Origin of the sequence: Chryseobacterium sp. POE27 (assembly GCF_039727685.1) — a bacterium.
Taxonomy (GTDB): Bacteria; Bacteroidota; Bacteroidia; order Flavobacteriales; family Weeksellaceae; genus Chryseobacterium.
In genome coordinates, this window is the sequence record NZ_CP152475.1 from 3,471,180 (window position 1) to 3,493,400 (window position 22,221).

Below are 22,221 nucleotides of genomic sequence, written 5' to 3' on the forward strand. Positions count from 1 at the left end.
GAAATATTAACTTTTGGTAATGTAGTCCTTGCCGATTTTAGAGAATACCCATGAAATACCGATACCAAAAAGTGCTGCGGTAACGGAAACCGTTAAATAATTTTTGCCAACAATTTTTATAGGAAAAGGTAATATCTCATTCGCTTTAAAAAACTCTGTATATTGCTGGAAAAAGCAAAGTGCAGTTCCTATTATCAACCCGGAAATAATTCCCAGCACGACAATAAGAATTCCTGTATAAAAATAAATCTGTCTCAAATGGCTTAAAGGAAGTCCCAGGGAAACCAAAGATCTGGCCTGCTGTTTTTTATCAAGCTGTAAAATAATAATGGCTCCTGCCAGATTAAAAGTGGTTATAAAAATCACCAAAGCAAAAATCAGATAGATAAACAGCTTTTCGGTATTGATCATTTTCCAAAATGCTGCATTTTCCTCTTCCTTGGTTTTGATCTCAATGTTTTTTCCGAGGGAAGAAAGAAGCTGCTGTTTTACGGTATTGGCGTTGTCCGGATTTTTAAGTTTAACAACAATCTGATATGCTGAATGTTTTGGAAGATCCAATAATTCTTCAGTCAGCTCAATAGGCGAGATGATATAATTATCCAGTTGGTCTTTTCCCGGAAATATTCCTGTTACAAGAATATCTTTTTTGTTGTAAATATCGTCTTCTTTATTAATGATTCCGGTTCCCGGCTTAGGCATAAAAATAGTTGCATACCCCGAACTTGAAGAGACCGGGACAGAAAGTCTGTTATCAAGAGAGTTTTCCATTAAAACCTCATTAGAATATTTAAAAGTCGGATAAGATCCGTAGAAAATATCTTTATCAATGGGGTTAACTTTGGTATATGCGGAATCAACACCTCTCAGGTAAGCAATGTCGCCTTTTCCGTTGTAGCTGATATATACTTTTTCTTCAATTATTCTTGAAAAATGACTGATCTCTTTATTGTTTTTAAGCACGGAATTGATTGTATTAAAATCTTTCAGTGTTTTTCCTGAAATACTTTTAATGGTAAGGTCTGCATGGAGGTTGGAAATCAGATCTTTATTAAGGTCTTCCAAACCTGAAAAAACGGAAATAATGACAAACATTGCGGTAACGGCAACCGTCATGGCTCCTACTGCCAGCCACGTAATAAATGTAACGGCAGTACTTCCTTTTTTAGATAAAAGGTATCTGGAAGCTATATAAAATGCAATGTTCTTCAAGGTTTACAGAATAGGATTATCACCTTCACCTCTTAATTCTCTGTCTAATCTTTCTACATCATCAAGAGCAGTATCCAGATAAAAATTTAAATTAGGGATCACGCGCACCTGTTTTGCCATTTTCTGGCCGATAAAGTTTCTGTATTGGGCTTTATTTTCTTCAATTTCTTTCATCACGGCAGAACGAAATTCCTGAGGGAAAATACTTAAGTAAATTTTGGCAATACCAAGATCTGCCGTCACTTTTACATCGGAAACTGATACTAAAATACTTTGTTTGCTTTCTGCAGCTTGCTTGCGGAAAAGCTCCGCGAAGTCTTCCTGTATAATCTGTGCTACTTTTCGTTGTCTGTTGCTTTCCATAAGTTGTGCAAATTTAGTACTTTTGTTTGAATTGATCCTTTGAAAATTTGAAGCTTTATCAAATTTACAATTTAATTAGATAATTATTTATGAAATTAGAACATATCGGTATTGCGGTAAAAACGTTGGGAGTTTCCGACGAGCTATTTGCGAAACTTTTAGGTAAAGAATCGTATAAAAAAGAATCTGTGGAAAGAGAAGGTGTCGTTACTTCATTCTACAACACCGGAGAAAGTAAAATTGAGCTTTTGGAAGCTAGTAAAGAAGAAAGTCCGATATCAAAGTTTATAGATAAAAAGGGAGAGGGGATTCATCACTTAGCATTTGGGGTTGAAAATATTTTGGAAGAAATTGACAGATTAAAAAAAGAAGGATTTTATTTTATTTCCGAAGAGCCGAAAGAAGGAGCTGATAATAAACTTATTGTATTTTTACATCCCAAATGCACCAATGGTATTCTGGTAGAACTTTGTCAAGAAAAGCGATAAAAAATTTTGTAATGCGAGAAATTTTACTATTTTTGCAATCACAAAATTCAACCGATTTTGCGGTCCTATAGCTCAGTTGGTTAGAGCACCTGACTCATAATCAGGTGGTCCCTGGTTCGAGCCCAGGTGGGACCACTTTTTAAATCAAGCACTTACAGAAATGTAGGTGTTTTTTTTTGTTTTTAAAATATTAGAGAAACTTTTATTCAAAAAAAATTTGCGCAAAACTAAAAGTGTAAATATATTTGTGAATACACAAAAACCAAATGAAGAAGAAAATAAGTTTCTTACCCAATATTGATGCGAGAATATACATAATTTTTGTTATCATCCTGCTTCTAAGCATAGTTTTTTTATTATTTCAGTACTTTCGGCATATAGATTGTGAAAAAGCCAATTACTATATTCATGCTGATGAATACCTTGTTAACAAAGTTGTGGAATTCAACGATAATACTCAGGGAGCTACCTCCTGGAAATGGGATTTTGGTGATCGTACAAATATTGATACGCGGCAACGAACGATTCATTACTACAAAAAACCAGGCGAATATATAGTGAGGCTTACTATTAACGAAAGTTGTATTCATGAGAAATTAATTACCATTACAAGTGTTAGTCAGCAAATCGGTTATTTGCCGATAATTATGTGCCCCGATGTCGCTACAGTGGGAGAAACTGTTCGTTTTAATGCTGAAAAGGAAAACGGTGAATCCTGGGAGTGGAGCTTTGGCGAAACTGCAAGTACTGATGCATTGGGAAAATCTCCTATATATAAATTTAAAACAGTTGGAGACAAAAAAATCACACTTATTGTCAATGGTGATGTAGAACATACGGCTGTTAAGACAATCTATATTGCCCCCAAAACTATCCGTGCAAAACAGAAGATTGATATCAGGTCATATGAATTTGAAAAACCTCATGCCGCATTTTCACTGCCGAAAGGAGATGCTCAAAAAGATCCGTTGGTAGACATGTTGCAACATATTCCCGTTTCTCCAAAAACCAAATCCAGCAAAGATTCTGTTATTTTAGGGAGAAAAGCTCCTGAAATTTCTAATGAGCAGTTTCAGTTGGTGCTCAATCAGGTAGCTGTTCAGGCAAAGACAAAAGATGATTTCAAGGATTATCTTTGTGGAAATTATGATATTCCGGTTATTGCCAATGATGATAAACTCATTCCGTTTGGTCAGTTCTGTCAGGAAATTGCCGGAAAGAAAATTAAAATTACAGCTTTAAGAGTGAACAAGAATCAAGAGAATTGTATTCAGAATATCAATGTTCAATATAAAATTAGGAAATGGGGTTTGTGGATGAAAGAATAATCTTTTTATAAGGTGGATTTTGATTTTAATTTAAAAATCTATTTAAAATTATTGGTATGAAATTTTATCACAATAAAAGGATTAATATTCGTGTTTTATTGCTGAAAATGTAATTTAATTTTGTTTATCGTTAAAATCATTGAATCAATAAATGATTATTCTTGTAAGTTTTAATTGAGATTAATAACGTAAAATTGTTGATTTATTATTGTTTTAATGTTAAATAATGTAATTGTTTTTAATTTATTTAAAATTTATTGTCAAATTGTATATATTTGCTAAATTAAGTTCTTGCCGTTTAAATTTTGTATTAAAATAGATTAAAAGGAAATAATAAAAAACGCACACGATGAAAAGAGGTAAAATCCTTATCCTTTATTCGTTATTCTTTTTTTGCCGTAATGTCTTGCGGCAGTAAAAATTATATCAATGAGATACCTTACTACTATTCTTCGGATGAATTTTCTGAAACAGTACAGGTAAAGAAAAACAGTTTAGATTCACAGTATTCTGTTGTTGATGATAATCCTGAAGATCTCAATGATGATGTTTTAAAAATACGCGAGAAATATTCCATAATGATGGAAGTAATGCCACGGCAAATTAGCAATTATAAACTCTATTCTTATATTGATGAATGGCTGGGGACGCCTTATAAAAAACAATCTCTTGAGGTCCAGGTTGGTATTGAAATGTCTTATTTTGTACAGGCGCTGTTCAGTGATATATACGGTGAAACTTTTCCAAAGACGCCGGAAGGTATTTTCCGGGCTAAATCTCTTCAGCTATTTACAGGGAGGGGATTTTTAAAAGAAGGAGATATTATTTTTTTTCGGTATGACAAGTTTCATCCTATTTCGGATGTGGGGATTTACCTCCACAACGACCGTATCCTTGCATGTACAGCCAAAGAACTCAATATTTATAATTTTAATGATGGATATTTCCAGCTCAGATATGTTGCTGCCGGAAGGCTTAAGACAAAAACTAAATGAAAGCTTCTTTAAACCATATTGCTAATCTCGTCACTTCATTGAAGTACGATATCCGGTCGGAGGTCATTATCAGTGACCTTCTGGAAAGCGGTGACCTCAAAGAAGGTCAATACGTAATCCGTAAAGAGGGGCAGTTTTCAAGATCCTACCGTTTTGATCTGCTGGATACCAAGGTAGTCGATTATGATTATGACAGTACGCAGATGCTTTCGTTCAGCCTTTCCCGTGACTGTATGTATGATACTTTCCCGGAAGCAGTAAGTCATAATTCCCAAAATGATATCCCCGGAAAAGATATAGAAACAATGATCGGGGAATATAATAATCGGAAGAAGCAGCAAAAAGCAGCAAGGAATTTTTTCCAGCCTTTTGAAAATGAGATGTTCCTTTACGGTGTGGAAATGGAACGTTTCGAGAGGAAATTTTTGTTCGGACTAAATAGCAGTAACGTTCCGGATATGTTTTATGATTTTTGGAACATCAGCCGTGATTTCCCAGAGCATCTGATCTCAAAATTTATACGTTTGTTACCGTTTGCGTACAAAATAGTTGGTGATATCATGCTGGCATGTGATATTCTATCCATATTACTGAAAGAAAAAGTGAGTTTAAATAATAGAGCATATAAGCGATATGCCGATGAAAGTCAGGGGATTTCTCTTGGAGAAACACGCCTGGGATTAGATTCAATTACAGGTACTGAATATGACGACTATTCCAGACATCTGGACATCATGATAGGACCTCTGCAAACATCCTCCTTTACAGACTTTATCCATGAGGGCAAAAAGAAGCGATTTGTAGAAATTTTTTATGAGCATTTCTTCCCGATTGAAGTAGAGATTAATACCATTATCCTGCTTCCGGAAGACCAGCAAAAATTTGAGTTCAACAGAACGGAAATCTCTGTTTTAGATTACAATACAACGATATGAATAAGATCAAAAAATACTTCTTCAATTTATTCGACCCACAGCTGCTGATCATTGTATTGGTAGTCATTGCGATATGTATTGTTCTCACGATGGTTTTTTTCGCAAAAAGCTTCGGATTTTAAGCAAAAATACCGTTCAAAATTTTACATTTATCTCTTTTCATTAGCTTTTATATATGCCATTATTGCCTTGCTGGGCTATAATAAACTTTTTCAGAATAATAATTTATATGAATTTATCTTCTATCAGCTGTGCTCCCTGGTAATAGGAATTGTTCATTGTTATGCATACAGAGCTTACTTTGAGAAATTTGGCTCAAAAAAATCTATTGATGAATATCTTTTTGTTCTTATTGCTATATGCTTTGCCGCTGTTCCTTTTATGCTCATTTACGCATTTCTGAATGGGACAGATCTTGTGTATCTGATGCTTGGACATTTCATCGTGTTTTATGTGCCAACTTTTCTGAATGATACCTTCAAACGTGCAATGAGCATCCCTCCAAAAATCTACGTAACCTGGCGCTTTCCGGAAAATTATAGAGAAACGGTTGGACTCACCGATGATGAATGGCGCGATATGGTGGTACTTTCCTATGTAATGGATAAAGACAAAGAAGCTACAAAGTACAGTGTTTACCGGGCTAAAGGACCAACAAGAATAGATTTTGGAAGACTGTTTTACAACTTTGTAGTAGACTATAATCAAAGACATCCCGGAAACCAGATTCAGGTGGAAGATGAGAACGGTCTTTTCGACTGGGTGTTCTTTCTTCAGCCGAAATGGTATGAAGCTACAAAATATATCGATCCCAATCTCACTCTTTATATGAATGGTATCGAAGAAAATAGTGTTGTGTTTTGTATGAGAACAGATCAGGCAGTAAGTAAAAATACACATCAGCAGAAAGCGGACTTTGAGTACAGCCAGCAGAAGGAGAACCAACAATTTATAGCCAACGAATAAAAACAAAAAAACTAATGATAGAAAAGCTAACTCATTTCCCTGTAAACTGGAAAGACGGGATGAAAATTAATAAAAGCCATTTTACCGATGTGCAGAATTTTATAAGCGATTCTGTCCGCGACTCCGTAAGTGTTCATACTTCGATGATTAGCTATGGGCTGCTGCCTGTAAAGGATCCTATTAAAATAAACCTTATTATTGATAATCATCAACTACTCAGAATAAGAGTCGAGGAATGTCATGCTATTACGTCTAACGGATCACGGGTAGAGATTGGTTCAAATATCTCAGAAAGTTTGAGTATTTCAATCCCTTATCCGGAAGCAATTCGTGAATTGAAAGAAAATGAAAGTACTGTACTTCTTGCCTGTATTTCCGTGAATCCATTTAAAAGAACCCCATACGGAGAGCCGGATCCTGAAGAGAATCCTCCGAGATATCCTTATACACTGCCGGAATATACCCTCAATCTGATTCCTGAAAATGAACTGAAGAATACCGTGGGATTCGGGACCCATTATCTTACTATTGGTAAAATACTCGTCAGCTCCGGAGAGTCAAAGATTGATGAAGATTATATTCCACCCTGTGTCAGTGTATCAAGCCATCCGAAACTTCAGGATCTGTACACTGAGATTGATCGTTTTTATGGTCAGATCGAATTGTCTGCTACACAGATAGCCCGGAAAATATACGCTAAACGGCAGACCAATGATCTGGCAGTCATGATGGAACTGATGTCTGACAAAACTCTGAATTATCTGGGAACAGAAATCAACAGGTTTCGTTGGTTGTCTCCACACATGCCTCCTGCCGGAATGTTGGTGTCTGTGGTAGCTCTGGCAAGAATATTAAAAAATTTCATAGATGCGCGTTCAGGCGCGGGTAAAGAAGAGTTGCTGAATTACTTTGCAGAATGGTGCAATGTAAGCCAGGGAGATTTTGATACCATATTTTCAGATCCTATCAACTCAGATTATGATCACAACCGAATGGATGCAATGATTACTAAAATCAAAAGATTTATGAAGACCCTGGAAGACCTTTTTGCTATCCTCAGCAGGCTGGATTATATCGGTAAAAAACGTGACGGAAGCATCTTTGTGTCGGAGAATACCAGCGATCATGATGCGGTGATCCATACTAAAAGGAGTAGAACATTCCTGGCCGACTAGCGGCGTATGTTTAATGAATAATAAATTATTATGAATTTTAAATTACCATCAATAATCAACCCTGTAAATAATTAATTTTATGGAGGTTTTAAACAAAAAACAAAGGAGAAGTGCTTACTGGTTTTTCGTACTCTTTTTTTTGCTTACAGTTTCAGTATTGGTCACCGCAGTTTTTTTCAACGCCTATTTTCCTTTCAAGGAAAACAGCCTGCTAAAAGCCGAGAATATGAAAATGAAAAAAGAAATGGAAACACAGGATAAATTTTCCTTTCAGCTGGAAAAAGTGAAAGCGGCGGTAGATTCTATAGGAGTGAAAGGGCAGAATGACTTTTTTTAATGAAAAGCTGGCATTATCAATTCTTGCTGATATGTACAAACAGCTGCCGAAAGATACATTGAAAAATAAGAATATGTATAACAACACCATCATGACATTCAAGGATCTTATTGATGCCAAGAAACAGATTAACCAGCTTTCCGGAAATCAAGTGCTGATGGATAGTTTAAGTACAATAAATAAAACGCTGAAAGAAGAATATGATAAAATGAAAACCGATCTTGATGTCTGCAGGCAGCTTTATCAGGCTCAATGATAAATAATGAAGTGAACAAGAAATGCAGTATAAAGAATAATCTATGAAATATCAGCAAGTTTTATTGGCTCTGTTGTTGTTTTCGGCACTTTTTCTGAAAGCCCAGCAGAAAATGACTGATTCCTCCGGATTTGCTCACTTCGATTGTAACATTACCCAGACAAAGCAGCGACTTGACAAAAAGTTTTTTGCCAGCACCCCGCCTATCGAGCTGCGGGTAAGTAATGAAAAATATACTTATACCATCTTTCAGCTGGGAAAAAGAAAAAATAAAATATATCTGTACCTCAGAATATTGGCTGATAATGTATGTCTTAAAAAAGAAAAAAATGTGGATGTGTATTTTAAGACCGGTGAAATCATTACCCTTAAAAATGAATTTTCTCTGAATTGTGATTCGTTTTTTGCCAAGCAGCTGAATAAAAAAGAACTTCAGAAACTTAAAGAAAGTGATATTACCCTCATCAAAATATACACATTTAAAAAAAACTATGAGATGGATGTTAGTGAAATTCAGAATCAGGATATCAGACATTATATCAACTGTCTTTCAGCATATAAAATCAGGAAATCTGATGAGGTAAGGCTGAACAAAAAGGAAAGAAACCCATAATAACAGGTGAAGAATATAATAACTAAAGCCACTGTCAATTACCAGTTAATCAATTATCATTAACGATATGAGCCCACTGCCGGAATTAAATCTGAATTTAGGAATGACCAATACCTTTGGCTCCTCATTGTATGGTGGCAACAGTGAAGAAGAGGTGATGGTGCGTACTGATTCAGGAATGCGAAAACATACCATCAGCCTTACGATATCAGATCAGGAAGTCGGCAACATTATCCTGAAGGCCGGAGGAAAAGAAATTGTGGTTCCTACCTATAAGCTTCTAATAACCGATGGTAAAACTGAAGAAACAGAATGCTATCAGGTGACACGAGACACGTTTAGTTTTGTGAAAAGTAAAACAAGAAAAAGCTTTTTATCATTTTTTGGATTCAGGCGTTTTGACAAGACGTCTTATCTCTACGATACCATCGCTTTTGAGCCAATGCTGGAGGATCTTCAGAAGTTTGATATTACAAAATACCGCAAACTCTCACAGGATATGCTGACTTATGAACTGGAAAACAATGGCGAAAAAGTGCTTCTCTATGCGGGAAATATTAATGCCTTTGCAAAGCCTGCACATATTGATAAATATTTTATCGTGGTCGATAAAGACAACGGCAAAAGCTTTATCGGGGATGTTCTTTACCGTGAAAAGTTTCTGAAACTTACCCCAAAGGTTGAGCTAAGTATTATCAAGAGAAAAAAGATTCCAAGGAATGTTGAATATGACGAAAAAGGAAACATTAAAAAACTGATGTATCTATGAAAGGAGCCTATTACAAAATACCGCTCGACTTTGAGAACCTGATGAAGAAAAAAGATGCGGATAAGATCCCGCTGGATGTATCTGTCAGTCAGCATATCTTCTTGCTGGCAACGACATCGTTTGGAGAATGCAAATTTGATGAAACCTATGGTTCTGAGATATGGGAAATGGATTTTGATCTTTTAAAAACAGACAACAATCTGAAAGATCTTATTGCAGGAACCTTAAAAAAAACGATAACCATGCACGAAAAAAGGCTTCTTCTGGAAGATGTGGACGTTTTTATTAAAGATTATAATGTAGGTACATTGGGTAAAAGGAGAATGAAGAAAAAAGTAGAAATAGGCATCAAAGGCCTGATCTCCGAAACCAACCGCGCTTTTTTCTTCAGCACCTCATTTTTTGTAGGACCGCTTTCGTATTAAAAAAAATAAAATATGATGAAAATGACTGTTAAAATGCAATTGGTTTTTATTCTGATGACTTTCATATAACACCAGTAATGATAATTTTATAAATGAAGTTAAAATGAATTATGAATTAAAACAAATTCTGAAAAAGCAGATTATTTCCGGAGCAGCACCGGAGCACGGAAGTTTTGATGATTATTCTGAAAGGGATCTTCAGGTTCTTGTTGATTTTGAAAAACAAATTCTGATCAATAACGGATATAAGAAGCTTAAAGACAAAGATTTTAAGCTGAAAATCAATGAAATATTTGGACGGCAGGTAGATTATACTTCCAATGCAAAATACGTGATAGCAGACATTTCCGGGGAATGTAAAGAGGAGTTGGTATTTGAACCATTTACATCGGAGAAAATCTATATATATGTGTCAAAAGAAAATAATTTCATCACGTTCTTTTTACCTCTCCCCAATATTGTAGACTATCTGAGGTTATATCCGGAACTGGCAGAATACGAAAGCAAGCCAATAACAAAGCAAACGGATGATGGAAAGATCAATATACTTCAATGGAAGGATATTTCAGCACTTGCAGAACAAAGGCCAATAAATTTACAGACATTAATTTCCAGAAACAAATATCTTTTCAATGAAAGGAGGGCAGATTTTGCCTGGTTGAAATTTAATGACAAGCCATTTCTGGAAAGCTTAGTGAAAACTTTCGGTTATGTAAAGGATCAGGAATTGTTAAAGTTTGTTCTTGAAAATAATAATAAAAGTATTGAGGGGTTTGGGAAAATACTATGGAATGAAAAATGTGACGGTAAAGTCGTTTTCAATAAAGAAACTGTAAAATTAATTCAGGAATCTTCTATAGAAAAGCAACAACAGTATATTGATAAGATTGCTGATTATCTGTCATATGAAATTCAGAATACTACTGCCGTTTTAAAGGAGAACTTTTCCAAAAAAGCTGAAATTCTGGGCAAAATTGCTTATTACGGAGAAAAAACAGGCAAGAAAATAAACAAATCTTTTCAATGCTTTAAAATTCTGTTATTAGATAAGGAAAGAGAGAGGTATGAAGAAGAATTTAAAAAGAATAATTATTATAATATCTCTGATTTCAAAGAAATATGGGAGGAAGCTAAAACAGGAAATGGCGGAGTTCTTTTAGAAAATGGATCCTCCGGACAGCAAACGTCACCATTGAGCAATGATCCCGATTTTTCCAATGAAATTATCAAAGAAGATGAAAAATTACAACTTAAAAAGAAAAAAGGCTTTTGGAATAATCTGTTTAGATAAAACAAATTTATGTAAATGAATCAGGAAAGAATAAAAGACAGGATACTAAGGAGAGCCGCCCGTATGTGGGGATATAATGAACTGGAAGCAGAAACTTCATTTGATCCTATTGTCGGTTTATTGCTTTCAGCATGTGCCGCAGAGCTTGAAAAACTGAGCTTTGAACTGGAAAGTTCACGATCCAGAATTATTGAAAGGGTACTGGACGTCATGTTTCCTGAAGAAGTTTCGGGAGTTGTTCCGGCAAGGTCACTTATTCAGGTGGCTCCTCTGGAAAATAATGTTAAGATCTCACGGTATGAGAGTTTTAAGACTTCAATAAGAAAACAGAATATTTACAATCCTGCAGAAAGTACTGTTAAGGATTTATATTTCAGTCCATCCATCGAAGTGAAGCTTACAACGGCAATAGTGAAGTATTTTGCTTACAATGAAACCTTGCATCATGTTGAAAGTTTTTTCTCTGACGATGTTATGGGAAAAGCCGACAGGCCTCTTCCGTCGGGTGAGGTTTGGCTGGGCATACAGTCTTCTCAGAAAGAAGATCTTGAAGATCTGATGTTTTTTATTGATATCAACAATACGTATCAGAAAGAGCTTTTTTTCTATTACCTTAAGCAGGTGAAAGTGTACTGCGGGCAAAATGAATACACTCTGAAGCCAGGCTATAACGAAGAAAATGAAGAACTGAACATCGATAATATTATTACTAAAAATTATTCTGACCTCGATTATATTTATAATGAAATCAATCAGTATTACAAATCTCATTTCTTTACCCTGAAGGGAAAAATAAGTTTTGAGAGTAAACAGAAAAGCGAATTATTTGATCATTATTATCCCTATCACAAAGTGGGTGAAGAAGATGATCTTATCTGGCTGAAATTCTGTTTTTCCGAAGCCATTGTTCCTGATATCCTTCAGAACGTTCGCTTTACGCTTAATTGTGTTCCGGTACTTAATATAAGAAACATTAGGATGGGAAGGAAAATAACGGGAAGGCTGAATATTATTTCCATAGATGAAGAAGATCATTTTTTAGATCTGGATCATGTTTCGGAAGAAAACGGCAAAAGGTTAGATCTTAAAAACTATGAAGCTGATCATGAAGAGATGAATGCTGTTTTGAGAAACGGAGGAGTATCCCGCTTTGACAGGAGGAATGCTTCCGAGTTGCTGCAATATCTTTTAGAACTCATAAAAGATGAAACCGCTGCATTTGCAGGAATGGGTGCCAATGCGGCAACTGAAGTGCTAAGGCAGATCAATCAGAATGTTGCGTCACTTCATCAGATTGCCAGGGAAAAGAATTTTATTCAGACCAATAATCCTTATCTGGTCATATCCTCCGGAAATGCTGAAACAGAAACGAGATGCATGATTTCATATTGGTCTACAACATCTGAAGATGCTAATAATCTGAAACCCGCTTCTGTATTGACTGTTGAAAGCAATGGAAAAAGTGTATTGAAAGAAAAGGCAGTCATGATCCGGACATCGGTAGGAGGAAGGAAAAAACTTTCACCGCAGGATAAGATTCTCGAATACAGAAATTCACTTCTGACTAGGGGCAGGATTGTTACGGTAGCCGACATCAGGGCATTCGGAATGAATCATTTTAAAAACCTCATTACGGAAGTTGAAGTCCTGAAAGGAACGAAAAAAGAAGTATCCTTGAAAGGAGGCTTCAGCAGGACAGTTGATATCTTCCTGACTCGAAATAAAGACGTTATGGAAATTCAGGATTCGGAATGGAACTATTTGATTGAAAGCTTTTTATTAAAGCTGCAAAGTATGTCGGCTAATATTTATCCGTATCGGGTATTTGAAAAATAATTTCTAAAAAAAGGTATTGATTAGTAAAAAAATTATACATTTATAACACAAAACACGATGATGAATCTCACCTTCCTGGTACTGCCGGAATCTTCCCAAATTCCGAATCCTTTGGAAAATTGATGATCTCATTTTTGGATTATACAAAGAACAACAATTTAAAATCATATTATTATGTTATCAAACAAAGGAATTGGTGGTAATGAATTGCCATTGGATACAAACGAAGCCATTACGGAAATCCCACAAAACAGAACCCTTTTTGCACAGAAACTTACGGCAGATGATCCTGTAAAGCCTGAGCTTGTGGAAGGACTTACTACCGTAGAGAAAGTTTTTGAACACTACAAGCCGGAGGTAAGAGCCGATTTTGAAGATGCAAACGGAACAGCCAAAATGGAAACCCTGAAATTTAAAAACCTCGGAGATTTCGGAACTAAAGGAATCACCGCACAAAGCAACTTTCTCACCGGACTGGAAACTGAAAAAGATCAGTATCAGAAGATAGTGAAGCAGCTCAAAACAAATAAAATTTTAAAAGCTGCACTGGCGGATCCTGATGCAAGAAAAGCATTGTACGATATTATACATGTACTCATCACAGAACTGGAAGAAAACAAATAACCTTTAAAAACACAAATTATGTCACAGAAACAACAGGAAATACAACAGACAGCAGAAGTGCCTGTACTTGAACAGAAAAGAACCGGTCAGATATCTGCAGATAAATTATTGGAAGAGCTAGCTCGCTACGGAGGTTTTGATTTATTGGAAACATCAATAGAAAATGTTCAGAATATCAACCCCGACCGTAAGGCAAGAAGAAAAATTTTCCTGACTGAAAAAGGTAAAGAAAAAGAGAGAGAAACCCTGAAGAAAACCCTTGAGCTTTGGGCAACTGTTATCAATAAAGGCGATTCCCTTCTGGATATGGTTACACACTGCGAAGATCAGAGGAAATCTGCAGAAGAATTACTTTCTAAAAACCTTTCCAAAGCAGTAGAGGCCACCAGGGAGCTGGAAGCCAACTACAGAGCAATAGCTTTGTTTTATAAAAATACAGAATCGGATAAGGTGAAAAATGTAACGGTAGTGAATTCTACCTTGGAACAGCTGAAAGATCTCGATAATACTCGTTTTATTGATACCATCCATGCCGAACTTTCTGATAATTATGACCGTCTGGATCTTAAAAACAATTACGGATTATTAGTTATTCCCGGATATCTTGGATCTAACACAGTAATAGAAAAATGGGCTAAAATCGCTCATCAGAATAAAGTGATGCTTGTTACCGATTTTGAACATCTGGATGAGCCGGATGATGTGATGGAGATGTTTGACCAAGCCTACCTTACCGGCGGAGAAATATACAGATCCAATGTTCTGATGACCTGCAACTGGCTGGTAGGAAGAGGACGATATGAAGAAATAGATGAGGTAGACGATCTTTTTATTCCACCATCGGGTGCGTTGGCAGGAAAAGTTTATAAAACGCTGATGTCTCAGGTAACTGCAGGAAAGAAATTCGGAGGAATCAATGAAGTTGACGGTGTAAAATTCGATTTGAAGAAAAGCGAGATTGCCAACCTGGAAAACCTAGGCCTGATCCCTATGGTCAATGAATATGGAAAAGTAATGGCTTTCTCAGGCAAAACACTTTTTAATGGTGATAACCTGGGACTTCAGACTTATTCTGTAGTTAGGGTGTTTGATTATGTGACTAAAGTGTTGATGGATTTTTTGAACAGGAGAGCCTTTGAAAACTTTACCGCTGTTACCCGAAAAGAAATAATGAACCAGATTGTCCGCTTTCTGGATGCTATTACAGGGCCTGGTAAATTGATTGAAAATTTTGAGATCAGAAGATTTGAGCAGGATCCTTTGCAAAAAGACAGAATCCATCTGGACATTCATATGAAACCATACTTTCCGGCAAAGAACTTCCTGATCAAAATGGATGGTCATAAAGGTGACGATGGTAACGAATGGGATACGGAATACGAACAAAAGTAAAAATAAAACTATTGATTTGATAGTGTACGATTCAGGAGATGAGCCGGAGATTGATGTAGTACTCCTGAATATTTCATTTGTGTTTGGCACAAGAACATTTTTTTGTTCTTGTGTTTTTTATTTTATAAAGTTTAAAATTGTTTGTTGCTGTGATATGGGAAAAATAATATAAAGTTATTTATTTTACATATGTTTTAGTAATAACACAATATTGTTTGTTTTTCATAATTGATAAATTAATATTATATAATGATTTATTTTAAATAATATTTAAATTTTTAAATTTTTGTTGTTTAACATAATAAAATAATTTAAATTTTGTTGATAAAAACGTTTTTAATTGTGAAATTAATTTTACATTTGAATATGATTTTGAGAAACGATTAATATAGTCGCAATATCGGATGAATATATTCCATAGTTGGTTTTTATAAAAACATAAATGATGAAAAAGAAAAAAACAAGACAGAGTGTATTCCATATTGGTAGTATTGAAGTTTAATCTAAATATATTTTTGTTATGTCATTCAAGACCATTTTAGAATACGCAGGTACAAAGCGTAACGTATTATCAGTAGAGTTCGGTATGCTACAGGAGACCGATAAAACAGGAAGGCCGTCTTCCGTAGCCCGTGGCGGCAAAATTCATTTAACCGTAGAAGGAACAGGTGCCACAGACCTTTTTGAATGGATGACCAATTCATTTGAGAGGAAGGATGGAAGTATAAGATTTATCAAAAGAGACAGTGATGCTACGTTAAAGGAGCTTAAATTTAAGGAAGCTTACATTGTGAAGTACACGGAAAATTTTGAAGCATCTGGCGAAAATCCTCTTACGGAATCCTTTGTTCTTTCCGCAAAGGAAATTGAACTCGGTAATGCCAAGCATATAAATGAATGGGTATAATCTTCACATAAAGAGCTTTTATATACCTTATTATTTATTTTCAAAAAACACAAATACAAGATTCTACATCCCTTTACGTCTTAATTGAAAGATGTTATAACAAAGGAAATTTTGGTTTTTATTAAATATTCTATTTGTAATCAACGCATTGCATTGAACTGCTGTGTCTTGTAGATAAAGTAAATCAGCAATTGGTAGGATTAATTCAATTATCAACTAATAAAAAAATTAGCATTATGTCATTTAAAGCAGTATTAGAAGTATCCGGAAAAAAGTATAACATACTGAACGTCAATTATGGATTGTTTCAGGAAACAGATTCTACAGGAAGGCCTTCCACTATTACAAGAGGAGGTAAAATTGATGTCACTGTAGAAGGGACGGGCGCCACCGACCTTTTTGAATGGATGACAAACTCATTCGAAAGGAAAGACGGGAAAGTAGTCTTTTTCAAAAGAGATAGTGAAGCAACCCTTAAAGAATTGAAATTCACAGAAGCTTATTTGGTAAAGCATAAGGAAAAATTTGATTCCGTGGGAGAAAATCCACTTACGGAATCCTTTACAATCTCTGCCAGAAAGATAGAAATGGGAAGCGGAGCTTATGAGAATGAATGGGTGTAATCCTGGGGAACAGAAAATGGATGATGATATTATTATCCATTTTTTTTCTTTCAGAATCTCGATTCATTTTTAAACTTTTCAAATTAAAGAATTATGTCCTTTTTATCGAAATTAGAATTAGACGGAAATACCTATAATATTCTTGAATGTAAATACAATTTTACACAGCCGGTTGATGGAACGGGAAAGCCGAAGGGGGTGCCAAAAGGTGGGGAAATAGTGATTCGTATTGAAAGTACCGGAAATCCTGAATTGTTAAGCTGGATGCTGGATCATAATCAGGTAAAGAACGGGAAAATAATTTTCTACCGCAGAGATGCCATGAGCAAATTACAGGAACTTATTTTTGAGAAAGCTTTTTGTGTAGAATTTACTGAACAGTTCAATTCAGATAATGAAGAACCTCTGCAGATAGAAATGCATTTGATCGCCAGGAAATTCAATGTGAATGGAGCTGTCCATGAGAAAATGTGGAGAGAATAATCTTGAGCGGTACTGGTAACAAAAAACTTTTGGGCTGAAAAATGGACATCAATATTTTAACATATCGTGTTCAAAAAGGTGATACAATACAATCCGTTGCAGAAAAATTAGGAATTCCTGCGGAGACATTGAAACACTATCACAATACGTATTGTGATTTGAAAGATCTTATTGGGCATGATCTTACAGGTGTTAATGAAATAATGGTTCCGTCACCCGAAACCATTACTGAACTTAAAAAATCACAAAATCACAAAGAAGTAAGTGAAATCCTTTCTCTTTTTTATTTGACGAAAGATTTCTATGTGTCAGAATATAAGGTGTCTGAAAGCTTTGCACAATCAGGGAGGGAAGATTTAAACATAACATATTTATTGTCTGTTAAGCTCCGAGAAACAACTGATAGAGGCTTTATTGCAGAAATTGAAACTACCGGCTTTAGTAAGGCTGGCGAATGTCCTGATGATAAAATGAGCCAGCTTTCTCTTTCTTGTATGAAAAATATTTCTCCAATTGCATTTCTGATTCCGGCACAGGGAAAAATAAAAAGATTCTATGATCATAAGGGAATTGTTAAAAAGTTTGAAGATAAACGTTCTGATCTCACTGATTTTTTTATTGGTGAAACTTCTCATGATTATTTAAATACATTTTATGAAAATCTTAAAAATGAGAATGATCTGCTAAAACAATTTTGTTCTAAACCGCTTTACCAAACTCTTTTTCCTGAAATGAATTGGCTTCACAGTAAAAAAGACTGGGAAGATTATTATGATGTTGTTCCTGATTCATTTCCTGTGAAGTGCCATTTTCATACAGAATACGATTTTGAAAATTTCAATCATATCGAAGTTATTATAAAAGGTAAAATAGTAGATGATTGCAGTTTGCAGGAATTATTGAAAGGAGTAAGAATTGATGAATTTCCTGGAGAAAAAGTAAGCGGTGAAATAGAATTAAAATATACTTTTCATAAAGAACATAAACAGCTGGGAAAGATTGAAGCTTATATTATTCTTCTGCATGAAGAAAAAATATATCAAAAGTATCGTCTTCTGCTGACGGCAAAATAAACGAATTGGATGAAAAAATATATTGTACAAAAAGGAGATTCTTTAGACTCTATTGCGGAGAAATTTGGAGTGAAGAATGGTCAATCGCTTCGCTCTTATCATAATATCTATTGTCCTTTGGAAGATATATTGGGCTACGAAGCGATTCCCGGAAAAGAGATTTTGATTCCTGAAGATTCGGTGTATCTGAAAGAAAATGATGAGGTGACCGATCCTAAGAAAGGATATGATGAAGCAGAAAAAAGTTTTGACGAAAAAAAGGAAGAACACCGAAAAAACAAACAAGAAAATGAGAAAAAAGAAAGTAGTTCCAGCCAGCATGACGGCAAATATTTCGTGATACAAAAAGGAACATGCCAATGCAATCAAGGGTTTAAATTTCCAAAATTTAAGGTTACCTCTCATCAGAAGCATTACTGGAATGATAAAGACGGAAAGGCAGATTATCTTGCTGTAACCGAAGATGATACTCAATTAGATCCTCCGGTACAACCTTTTGGACAATGCAAACTAAAACCTTCTTCCGGAGGTTATCTTCCCTGTACATATGCTCCTGCAGGAAAATGGATAAAAACCTATGAAAAAGTAAAGGTAACGGGCAAGAGTTGTGTTACGGAAATTTCGGAACTCATGTGCAGTACTGGCGGAAAGATTACGGTTTTAAAACATGGTCAGCAAAGTGAAATGGGTAAAAGCCAGGTGAAAAAAGCAGATGAACGCGAACAGCGAATATATAATACGATCGTGAATTTTAAAGAATTTCAGGAAGAAATGAATCAAACTAACGGCGAAGCCTGGTAATCGAACTTATGTTGTGATGAGTAAAAAAGGAGTTTCAGTAATTTCAGGAAATATTTCTCCTGTAGTAGGAGAAAAACAGATCTATCATATTATTGATTGGTATCCCGATACCCCAAAAGCAGAACGTAATCCTGCAAATGTGACATGGGAACTGTTCAGGAAAAGGAGTAATGGAAAGTTTACTACCACACATGTCAAGAAAAAGGGAGACAGCAGTTTTACTTTTGGAGAAGCATCTTTAGGAAATACATACCGTTTGGAAGGCTACCTTCATCAACCGGAAGGTGGTGGATTAATTATCACGCCCAAGCCAAATAAAATTCCGCAAATCAGTAAGGTAGAATTATTTTATGTTGATGATACTAAAGGCAGTACGTTTAGCTTTATGGAAAAGCTGAGAGCCAGAGCATATTGCATTAATATGTTCAATAAAGAATTGGTCTTTACATTATGGGAAGATGATTTCAAGGGATCAGGGCATAGTGAAAGCAATAAAGCCATAGATGTACAAAAAGCAAGAATAAATGAAAACGGTGTTGCTGTTGCAGAATTTATGCTCACAAAAGCTCTGATGAAAAAAGCTCTGCAGGGCGAAGCTGATTCAAAGCAGCTGGAATTCTATGTGACAGTAGAATATTATAAAAATAAAAAGCACGCAACAGAAAATGCAGAAATCGATAATCCTTATGCAAAATATTATAACCCCAAACCCTATGAACCACCTGTAATTCCAAAAGCTAAAGGCTCGCCTGCCGAACAGAGACCCAGGTCCAAAAAAAGAAGAAAAGGGAATTTTGGATGCTGTTACCGACAAATTGATAGATTTATGGGATTGGAAAGAAAGTAAAGGAACAGTTACTAAAGATAAAGTGCCAACGGTACAGAAACAGGAAGGGAGAAGTGTTGTGGTGGTGAAAGAACAAGAAACTCTCAAAATAAATAATAATTGTGTTTGCAAGAGTTATGACTTAATCTGGGGTGAGAAAGTTAGCTGTGAGTTTAGGAAGAAAGTGGTGGAAATTGCTAATAGACTGGGCAAAGATCCAAATTTATTAATGGCTGGTATGGCGTTAGAAACTGGAAGAACATTTTCTCCAACTGTAGGAGCAGGAACTAGTTATGTAGGGCTTATTCAATTTGGCGATTTGGCTGCAGAATCTGTAGGAACAACAATAGACGCTTTATTAAAAATGACAGATATTCAGCAATTGCATTATGTTGAAAAATATCTGCAAAAGAAAAAAGATAAGATCAATACACTTACTGATTTTTATTTGTCTATATTAATGCCTGTTGATGTTGGTAAGGGTAATCAACCTAATTATATAGTTTTTGACAATAAATATCCTCTTGAATATTCTAAAAAAGGAATTCTGACAGATTTAAGTAAATCAAGACATTATGGTTACAGACAAAATCCTGCTTTTTTCTTTGAGGGAGAGTTACACGAAAAAATTAAAATTAAGAGAAGTGACGGAAAATATCAAGTATTTAAAGAACTTTATGATGAAAAGAAGATATGGTATGAAAACGGAGAAAAAAAATATAATGGTAAAGGAAAAACATATATATGGGAAATAGAAAAAAAGTATTTCTACATTCTATGAAGATGGGAAAAATTATAAAGCAAAAGTGTTCGAATGTCAAAAAGAACCAAAGAAAGAGATATTTTCATCAACAGAAAAAGGGACATGGAATGTAATAATTACTGAACACTATACTGGAAAAATGTGTACCCACATTGAAAAAACTCCAATTAGAAATAATTGTAGAAGAGGTAAAATAGAGGTTTATGATCATAATAGAAAAATAGTTTTTACAATTTCAGACTGTTTGCTTGAAGGAATAGCTGGAGAAGATAGGAAAGTTAAAGATTCTGACGCTCCTTTTGGCGTATATCAAATATCAGCCTCACCCTTTATTATGGGTTCTGCGTCAGGAGACAAACGTACTTCTTATGGACCAAATCCCAGATTGTCTTTTGAACCAATTTCAGGAAACGATGATGAAGCGGCAAAAAGCGGACGTTCTTTAATAAGAATACATGGAGGAAGGCAGGAAACTAAGAAATTTCAGCCAAGACCAAATCCTGATCTTTTGAGAACGCATGGATGTATAAGAATATGGGATGCGGATGCAAAAAGATTTTATGATTGGTGGAGTGACTACCATAAATCTAATCCTGATATTAAACCAGGTAGGCTAAAAATAATTAAATAATATATGAAAAGTAAATTATTTTTTTTCCTGATGTTTACGATCTTAAGTGATTGTCAAGAAAAAAAACAACCATCAAAATATATGAAAACAAATATAGAATTAGCAGGAAATTTAGATTTGAATAACTCTGTTTTTCCTAAAGAAGAAATAGAGCTTAAGAAATATAAGTTTGAGGATACATATATAGAAAATATTCATATTGAAAAATTATTGGATAAAGAATATAGGCACAATTTTTTTAATTATCTAAAAAATAAAACAGATGATAATGATTTTAAGGCGACTCTTTTTTTGCAAACTTTTACTCATTAGGATTCAACAACTTAAAGATTCAAATTCTTTTTTTATTTTATCAGAAAGCTCTAAAGATAATGAGCTTTCATCTGAAGGTATAGAATTATTAGGAGACAGTGTAACTGAATTATTTCTTGATGATCCTTATTTTTTTATTCAACAAGGGGTAAAATATGACGATAAAGAAATTAATAATTATGTTTTGACTATTCTTAAAGATTTCATTGTTAATGAAACCTTTTTTAAAGATAATTTAGCGGAAATCACAATAGACAAAAAAATGTTATTATTAAACCCAGTAATTGAAAAAGATTTCACAGATAAAAACCTTATTGAAACATTAAAAATAATGCCTAAAGTTGAAGCTTTTTTTTCTCCTTCATTATACACGGGATGGAAAAGCAAGACAATTGATTTCACGAACATTATTGAAATATTTGGTGAAGATTTAATGAAAAAATTCAATGTTAGTGAGGCCAACTATTATAAATTAATAATTCTTCCCATATTAAATAAATATATTATTCAAGGTGAATCTTCTTCAGTTTACTCTATCCAAGATCCGGACGGCTCCACAAACCTCCGAAAAGAAAAAAATGCATCTTCTGAAATCTTACAAAAAATAAAATCCGGAGAAAATATTGAAGTCTTGGATGATACAGAAGATTGGGTTTTAATCAAAACCAAACAAGGAAATAAAGGATATGTTCATAATAGCAGAATAAAATCTAAATAACAAGAACAGTACAAACTAACCGAAGTCAGAACAATACTAAAAACAACTCTTCCAACCTTTTCCTTTTGTTATGTATCTA

At 34.7% G+C, this 22,221-nt stretch carries 28 protein-coding genes and 1 tRNA gene; 27 read left to right on the forward strand and 2 right to left on the reverse strand.

Annotated features, from left to right (window positions below; all coding sequences use genetic code 11):
- Nucleotides 1-6 precede the first annotated feature (6 nt).
- Nucleotides 7-1,212 carry an ABC transporter permease gene (locus tag AAHI02_RS16590; protein WP_346984186.1) on the reverse strand — a complete coding sequence of 402 codons (1,206 nt, stop codon included), beginning with the start codon at nucleotides 1,210-1,212 and terminating at the stop codon, nucleotides 7-9.
- Between the two features lie 3 nt (nucleotides 1,213-1,215).
- Nucleotides 1,216-1,575 (reverse strand): 30S ribosome-binding factor RbfA, encoded by a 360-nt coding sequence (rbfA, locus tag AAHI02_RS16595; RefSeq protein WP_346984187.1) that lies wholly within the window; start codon nucleotides 1,573-1,575, stop codon nucleotides 1,216-1,218.
- Between the two features lie 89 nt (nucleotides 1,576-1,664).
- Between rbfA and mce the strand changes: the two genes are divergently transcribed.
- The 27 genes from mce (at nucleotide 1,665) to AAHI02_RS16730 (ending at nucleotide 22,142) form a co-directional block, all read left to right on the forward strand.
- Complete coding sequence (gene mce / locus AAHI02_RS16600; protein WP_346984188.1) at nucleotides 1,665-2,063, forward strand: methylmalonyl-CoA epimerase; 399 nt, start codon at nucleotides 1,665-1,667, stop codon at nucleotides 2,061-2,063.
- Nucleotides 2,064-2,124: 61 nt separating this feature from the next.
- Nucleotides 2,125-2,198, forward strand: a tRNA-Ile gene (locus AAHI02_RS16605).
- A 131-nt stretch (nucleotides 2,199-2,329) separates the two neighbouring features.
- Entirely contained in the window at nucleotides 2,330-3,391 is a 1,062-nt protein-coding gene (locus AAHI02_RS16610) for a PKD domain-containing protein (protein WP_346984189.1), read from the forward strand.
- A gap of 401 nt (nucleotides 3,392-3,792) precedes the next feature.
- Nucleotides 3,793-4,386 carry an NlpC/P60 family protein gene (locus tag AAHI02_RS16615; RefSeq protein ID WP_346984190.1) on the forward strand — a complete coding sequence of 198 codons (594 nt, stop codon included), beginning with the start codon at nucleotides 3,793-3,795 and terminating at the stop codon, nucleotides 4,384-4,386.
- Nucleotides 4,383-5,321 (forward strand): hypothetical protein, encoded by a 939-nt coding sequence (locus AAHI02_RS16620; RefSeq protein WP_346984191.1) that lies wholly within the window; start codon nucleotides 4,383-4,385, stop codon nucleotides 5,319-5,321. The genes AAHI02_RS16615 and AAHI02_RS16620 overlap by 4 nt, the downstream gene beginning before the upstream one ends.
- The gene (locus tag AAHI02_RS16625; protein WP_346986666.1) at nucleotides 5,318-5,443 is read left to right on the forward strand and encodes a hypothetical protein; all 126 of its coding nucleotides are present in this window, start codon (nucleotides 5,318-5,320) and stop codon (nucleotides 5,441-5,443) included. The genes AAHI02_RS16620 and AAHI02_RS16625 overlap by 4 nt, the downstream gene beginning before the upstream one ends.
- Complete coding sequence (locus AAHI02_RS16630; protein WP_346986630.1) at nucleotides 5,400-6,287, forward strand: TssN family type VI secretion system protein; 888 nt, start codon at nucleotides 5,400-5,402, stop codon at nucleotides 6,285-6,287. Before AAHI02_RS16625 ends, AAHI02_RS16630 begins: the two co-directional genes overlap by 44 nt.
- Nucleotides 6,288-6,301: 14 nt before the next feature.
- Nucleotides 6,302-7,462 (forward strand): type VI secretion system baseplate subunit TssK, encoded by a 1,161-nt coding sequence (gene tssK, locus AAHI02_RS16635; RefSeq protein WP_346984192.1) that lies wholly within the window; start codon nucleotides 6,302-6,304, stop codon nucleotides 7,460-7,462.
- A gap of 79 nt (nucleotides 7,463-7,541) precedes the next feature.
- Nucleotides 7,542-7,799: a type VI secretion system TssO gene (gene tssO / locus AAHI02_RS16640; protein ID WP_346984193.1), complete on the forward strand. Its 258-nt coding sequence runs from the start codon at nucleotides 7,542-7,544 to the stop codon at nucleotides 7,797-7,799.
- The gene (locus tag AAHI02_RS16645) at nucleotides 7,786-8,055 is read left to right on the forward strand and encodes a hypothetical protein (protein ID WP_346984194.1); all 270 of its coding nucleotides are present in this window, start codon (nucleotides 7,786-7,788) and stop codon (nucleotides 8,053-8,055) included. Before tssO ends, AAHI02_RS16645 begins: the two co-directional genes overlap by 14 nt.
- Before the next feature lie 43 nt (nucleotides 8,056-8,098).
- Nucleotides 8,099-8,668: a hypothetical protein gene (locus tag AAHI02_RS16650; protein ID WP_346984195.1), complete on the forward strand. Its 570-nt coding sequence runs from the start codon at nucleotides 8,099-8,101 to the stop codon at nucleotides 8,666-8,668.
- A 67-nt stretch (nucleotides 8,669-8,735) separates the two neighbouring features.
- A complete protein-coding gene (locus AAHI02_RS16655; RefSeq protein WP_346984196.1) occupies nucleotides 8,736-9,437 on the forward strand; it encodes a hypothetical protein in 702 nt (233 codons plus the stop codon).
- Nucleotides 9,434-9,862 (forward strand): GPW/gp25 family protein, encoded by a 429-nt coding sequence (locus AAHI02_RS16660; protein WP_346984197.1) that lies wholly within the window; start codon nucleotides 9,434-9,436, stop codon nucleotides 9,860-9,862. The genes AAHI02_RS16655 and AAHI02_RS16660 overlap by 4 nt, the downstream gene beginning before the upstream one ends.
- Nucleotides 9,863-9,965: 103 nt before the next feature.
- Nucleotides 9,966-11,153 carry a hypothetical protein gene (locus AAHI02_RS16665; RefSeq protein ID WP_346984198.1) on the forward strand — a complete coding sequence of 396 codons (1,188 nt, stop codon included), beginning with the start codon at nucleotides 9,966-9,968 and terminating at the stop codon, nucleotides 11,151-11,153.
- Between the two features lie 15 nt (nucleotides 11,154-11,168).
- Complete coding sequence (locus AAHI02_RS16670; RefSeq protein ID WP_346984199.1) at nucleotides 11,169-12,989, forward strand: hypothetical protein; 1,821 nt, start codon at nucleotides 11,169-11,171, stop codon at nucleotides 12,987-12,989.
- A 174-nt stretch (nucleotides 12,990-13,163) separates the two neighbouring features.
- Nucleotides 13,164-13,613 (forward strand): hypothetical protein, encoded by a 450-nt coding sequence (locus AAHI02_RS16675; RefSeq protein WP_346984200.1) that lies wholly within the window; start codon nucleotides 13,164-13,166, stop codon nucleotides 13,611-13,613.
- A gap of 18 nt (nucleotides 13,614-13,631) precedes the next feature.
- On the forward strand, nucleotides 13,632-15,005 hold the full coding sequence (locus tag AAHI02_RS16680) for a DUF5458 family protein (RefSeq protein ID WP_346984201.1): 1,374 nt from the start codon (nucleotides 13,632-13,634) through the stop codon (nucleotides 15,003-15,005).
- 520 nt (nucleotides 15,006-15,525) lie between these two features.
- Nucleotides 15,526-15,912 (forward strand): type VI secretion system tube protein TssD, encoded by a 387-nt coding sequence (tssD, locus tag AAHI02_RS16685; RefSeq protein ID WP_346984202.1) that lies wholly within the window; start codon nucleotides 15,526-15,528, stop codon nucleotides 15,910-15,912.
- Nucleotides 15,913-16,148: 236 nt separating this feature from the next.
- A complete protein-coding gene (gene tssD / locus AAHI02_RS16690) occupies nucleotides 16,149-16,535 on the forward strand; it encodes a type VI secretion system tube protein TssD (protein WP_042721255.1) in 387 nt (128 codons plus the stop codon).
- A gap of 93 nt (nucleotides 16,536-16,628) precedes the next feature.
- Nucleotides 16,629-17,018 (forward strand): type VI secretion system tube protein TssD, encoded by a 390-nt coding sequence (gene tssD, locus AAHI02_RS16695; protein WP_346984203.1) that lies wholly within the window; start codon nucleotides 16,629-16,631, stop codon nucleotides 17,016-17,018.
- 41 nt (nucleotides 17,019-17,059) lie between these two features.
- Complete coding sequence (locus tag AAHI02_RS16700) at nucleotides 17,060-18,091, forward strand: LysM domain-containing protein (RefSeq protein ID WP_346984204.1); 1,032 nt, start codon at nucleotides 17,060-17,062, stop codon at nucleotides 18,089-18,091.
- A gap of 9 nt (nucleotides 18,092-18,100) precedes the next feature.
- Nucleotides 18,101-18,892: a PAAR-like protein gene (locus AAHI02_RS16705; RefSeq protein ID WP_346984205.1), complete on the forward strand. Its 792-nt coding sequence runs from the start codon at nucleotides 18,101-18,103 to the stop codon at nucleotides 18,890-18,892.
- Nucleotides 18,893-18,908: 16 nt separating this feature from the next.
- Nucleotides 18,909-19,739: a hypothetical protein gene (locus AAHI02_RS16710; RefSeq protein ID WP_346984206.1), complete on the forward strand. Its 831-nt coding sequence runs from the start codon at nucleotides 18,909-18,911 to the stop codon at nucleotides 19,737-19,739.
- Complete coding sequence (locus AAHI02_RS16715) at nucleotides 19,708-20,499, forward strand: hypothetical protein (RefSeq protein ID WP_346984207.1); 792 nt, start codon at nucleotides 19,708-19,710, stop codon at nucleotides 20,497-20,499. The genes AAHI02_RS16710 and AAHI02_RS16715 overlap by 32 nt, the downstream gene beginning before the upstream one ends.
- Nucleotides 20,500-20,524: 25 nt before the next feature.
- Entirely contained in the window at nucleotides 20,525-21,112 is a 588-nt protein-coding gene (locus tag AAHI02_RS16720) for a L,D-transpeptidase (protein WP_346984208.1), read from the forward strand.
- 3 nt (nucleotides 21,113-21,115) lie between these two features.
- Nucleotides 21,116-21,424 (forward strand): hypothetical protein, encoded by a 309-nt coding sequence (locus AAHI02_RS16725; RefSeq protein WP_346984209.1) that lies wholly within the window; start codon nucleotides 21,116-21,118, stop codon nucleotides 21,422-21,424.
- Nucleotides 21,375-22,142: an SH3 domain-containing protein gene (locus tag AAHI02_RS16730; RefSeq protein WP_346984210.1), complete on the forward strand. Its 768-nt coding sequence runs from the start codon at nucleotides 21,375-21,377 to the stop codon at nucleotides 22,140-22,142. Before AAHI02_RS16725 ends, AAHI02_RS16730 begins: the two co-directional genes overlap by 50 nt.
- Nucleotides 22,143-22,221: the final 79 nt, after the last annotated feature.

What these genes read in the sequence shown, in the direction of transcription:
- rbfA (WP_346984187.1), bottom strand. Translation starts at nt 1,575, where the DNA reads ATGGAAAGCAACAGACAACGAAAAGTAGCACAGATTATACAGGAAGAC.
- mce (WP_346984188.1), top strand. Translation starts at nt 1,665, where the DNA reads ATGAAATTAGAACATATCGGTATTGCGGTAAAAACGTTGGGAGTTTCC.
- AAHI02_RS16610 (WP_346984189.1), top strand. Translation starts at nt 2,330, where the DNA reads ATGAAGAAGAAAATAAGTTTCTTACCCAATATTGATGCGAGAATATAC.
- AAHI02_RS16615 (WP_346984190.1), top strand. Translation starts at nt 3,793, where the DNA reads ATGTCTTGCGGCAGTAAAAATTATATCAATGAGATACCTTACTACTAT.
- AAHI02_RS16620 (WP_346984191.1), top strand. Translation starts at nt 4,383, where the DNA reads ATGAAAGCTTCTTTAAACCATATTGCTAATCTCGTCACTTCATTGAAG.
- AAHI02_RS16625 (WP_346986666.1), top strand. Translation starts at nt 5,318, where the DNA reads ATGAATAAGATCAAAAAATACTTCTTCAATTTATTCGACCCACAGCTG.
- tssK (WP_346984192.1), top strand. Translation starts at nt 6,302, where the DNA reads ATGATAGAAAAGCTAACTCATTTCCCTGTAAACTGGAAAGACGGGATG.
- tssO (WP_346984193.1), top strand. Translation starts at nt 7,542, where the DNA reads ATGGAGGTTTTAAACAAAAAACAAAGGAGAAGTGCTTACTGGTTTTTC.
- AAHI02_RS16645 (WP_346984194.1), top strand. Translation starts at nt 7,786, where the DNA reads ATGACTTTTTTTAATGAAAAGCTGGCATTATCAATTCTTGCTGATATG.
- AAHI02_RS16650 (WP_346984195.1), top strand. Translation starts at nt 8,099, where the DNA reads ATGAAATATCAGCAAGTTTTATTGGCTCTGTTGTTGTTTTCGGCACTT.
- AAHI02_RS16655 (WP_346984196.1), top strand. Translation starts at nt 8,736, where the DNA reads ATGAGCCCACTGCCGGAATTAAATCTGAATTTAGGAATGACCAATACC.
- AAHI02_RS16660 (WP_346984197.1), top strand. Translation starts at nt 9,434, where the DNA reads ATGAAAGGAGCCTATTACAAAATACCGCTCGACTTTGAGAACCTGATG.
- AAHI02_RS16665 (WP_346984198.1), top strand. Translation starts at nt 9,966, where the DNA reads ATGAATTATGAATTAAAACAAATTCTGAAAAAGCAGATTATTTCCGGA.
- AAHI02_RS16670 (WP_346984199.1), top strand. Translation starts at nt 11,169, where the DNA reads ATGAATCAGGAAAGAATAAAAGACAGGATACTAAGGAGAGCCGCCCGT.
- AAHI02_RS16675 (WP_346984200.1), top strand. Translation starts at nt 13,164, where the DNA reads ATGTTATCAAACAAAGGAATTGGTGGTAATGAATTGCCATTGGATACA.
- AAHI02_RS16680 (WP_346984201.1), top strand. Translation starts at nt 13,632, where the DNA reads ATGTCACAGAAACAACAGGAAATACAACAGACAGCAGAAGTGCCTGTA.
- tssD (WP_346984202.1), top strand. Translation starts at nt 15,526, where the DNA reads ATGTCATTCAAGACCATTTTAGAATACGCAGGTACAAAGCGTAACGTA.
- tssD (WP_042721255.1), top strand. Translation starts at nt 16,149, where the DNA reads ATGTCATTTAAAGCAGTATTAGAAGTATCCGGAAAAAAGTATAACATA.
- tssD (WP_346984203.1), top strand. Translation starts at nt 16,629, where the DNA reads ATGTCCTTTTTATCGAAATTAGAATTAGACGGAAATACCTATAATATT.
- AAHI02_RS16700 (WP_346984204.1), top strand. Translation starts at nt 17,060, where the DNA reads ATGGACATCAATATTTTAACATATCGTGTTCAAAAAGGTGATACAATA.
- AAHI02_RS16705 (WP_346984205.1), top strand. Translation starts at nt 18,101, where the DNA reads ATGAAAAAATATATTGTACAAAAAGGAGATTCTTTAGACTCTATTGCG.
- AAHI02_RS16710 (WP_346984206.1), top strand. Translation starts at nt 18,909, where the DNA reads ATGAGTAAAAAAGGAGTTTCAGTAATTTCAGGAAATATTTCTCCTGTA.
- AAHI02_RS16725 (WP_346984209.1), top strand. Translation starts at nt 21,116, where the DNA reads ATGAAAAGTAAATTATTTTTTTTCCTGATGTTTACGATCTTAAGTGAT.
- AAHI02_RS16730 (WP_346984210.1), top strand. Translation starts at nt 21,375, where the DNA reads ATGATAATGATTTTAAGGCGACTCTTTTTTTGCAAACTTTTACTCATT.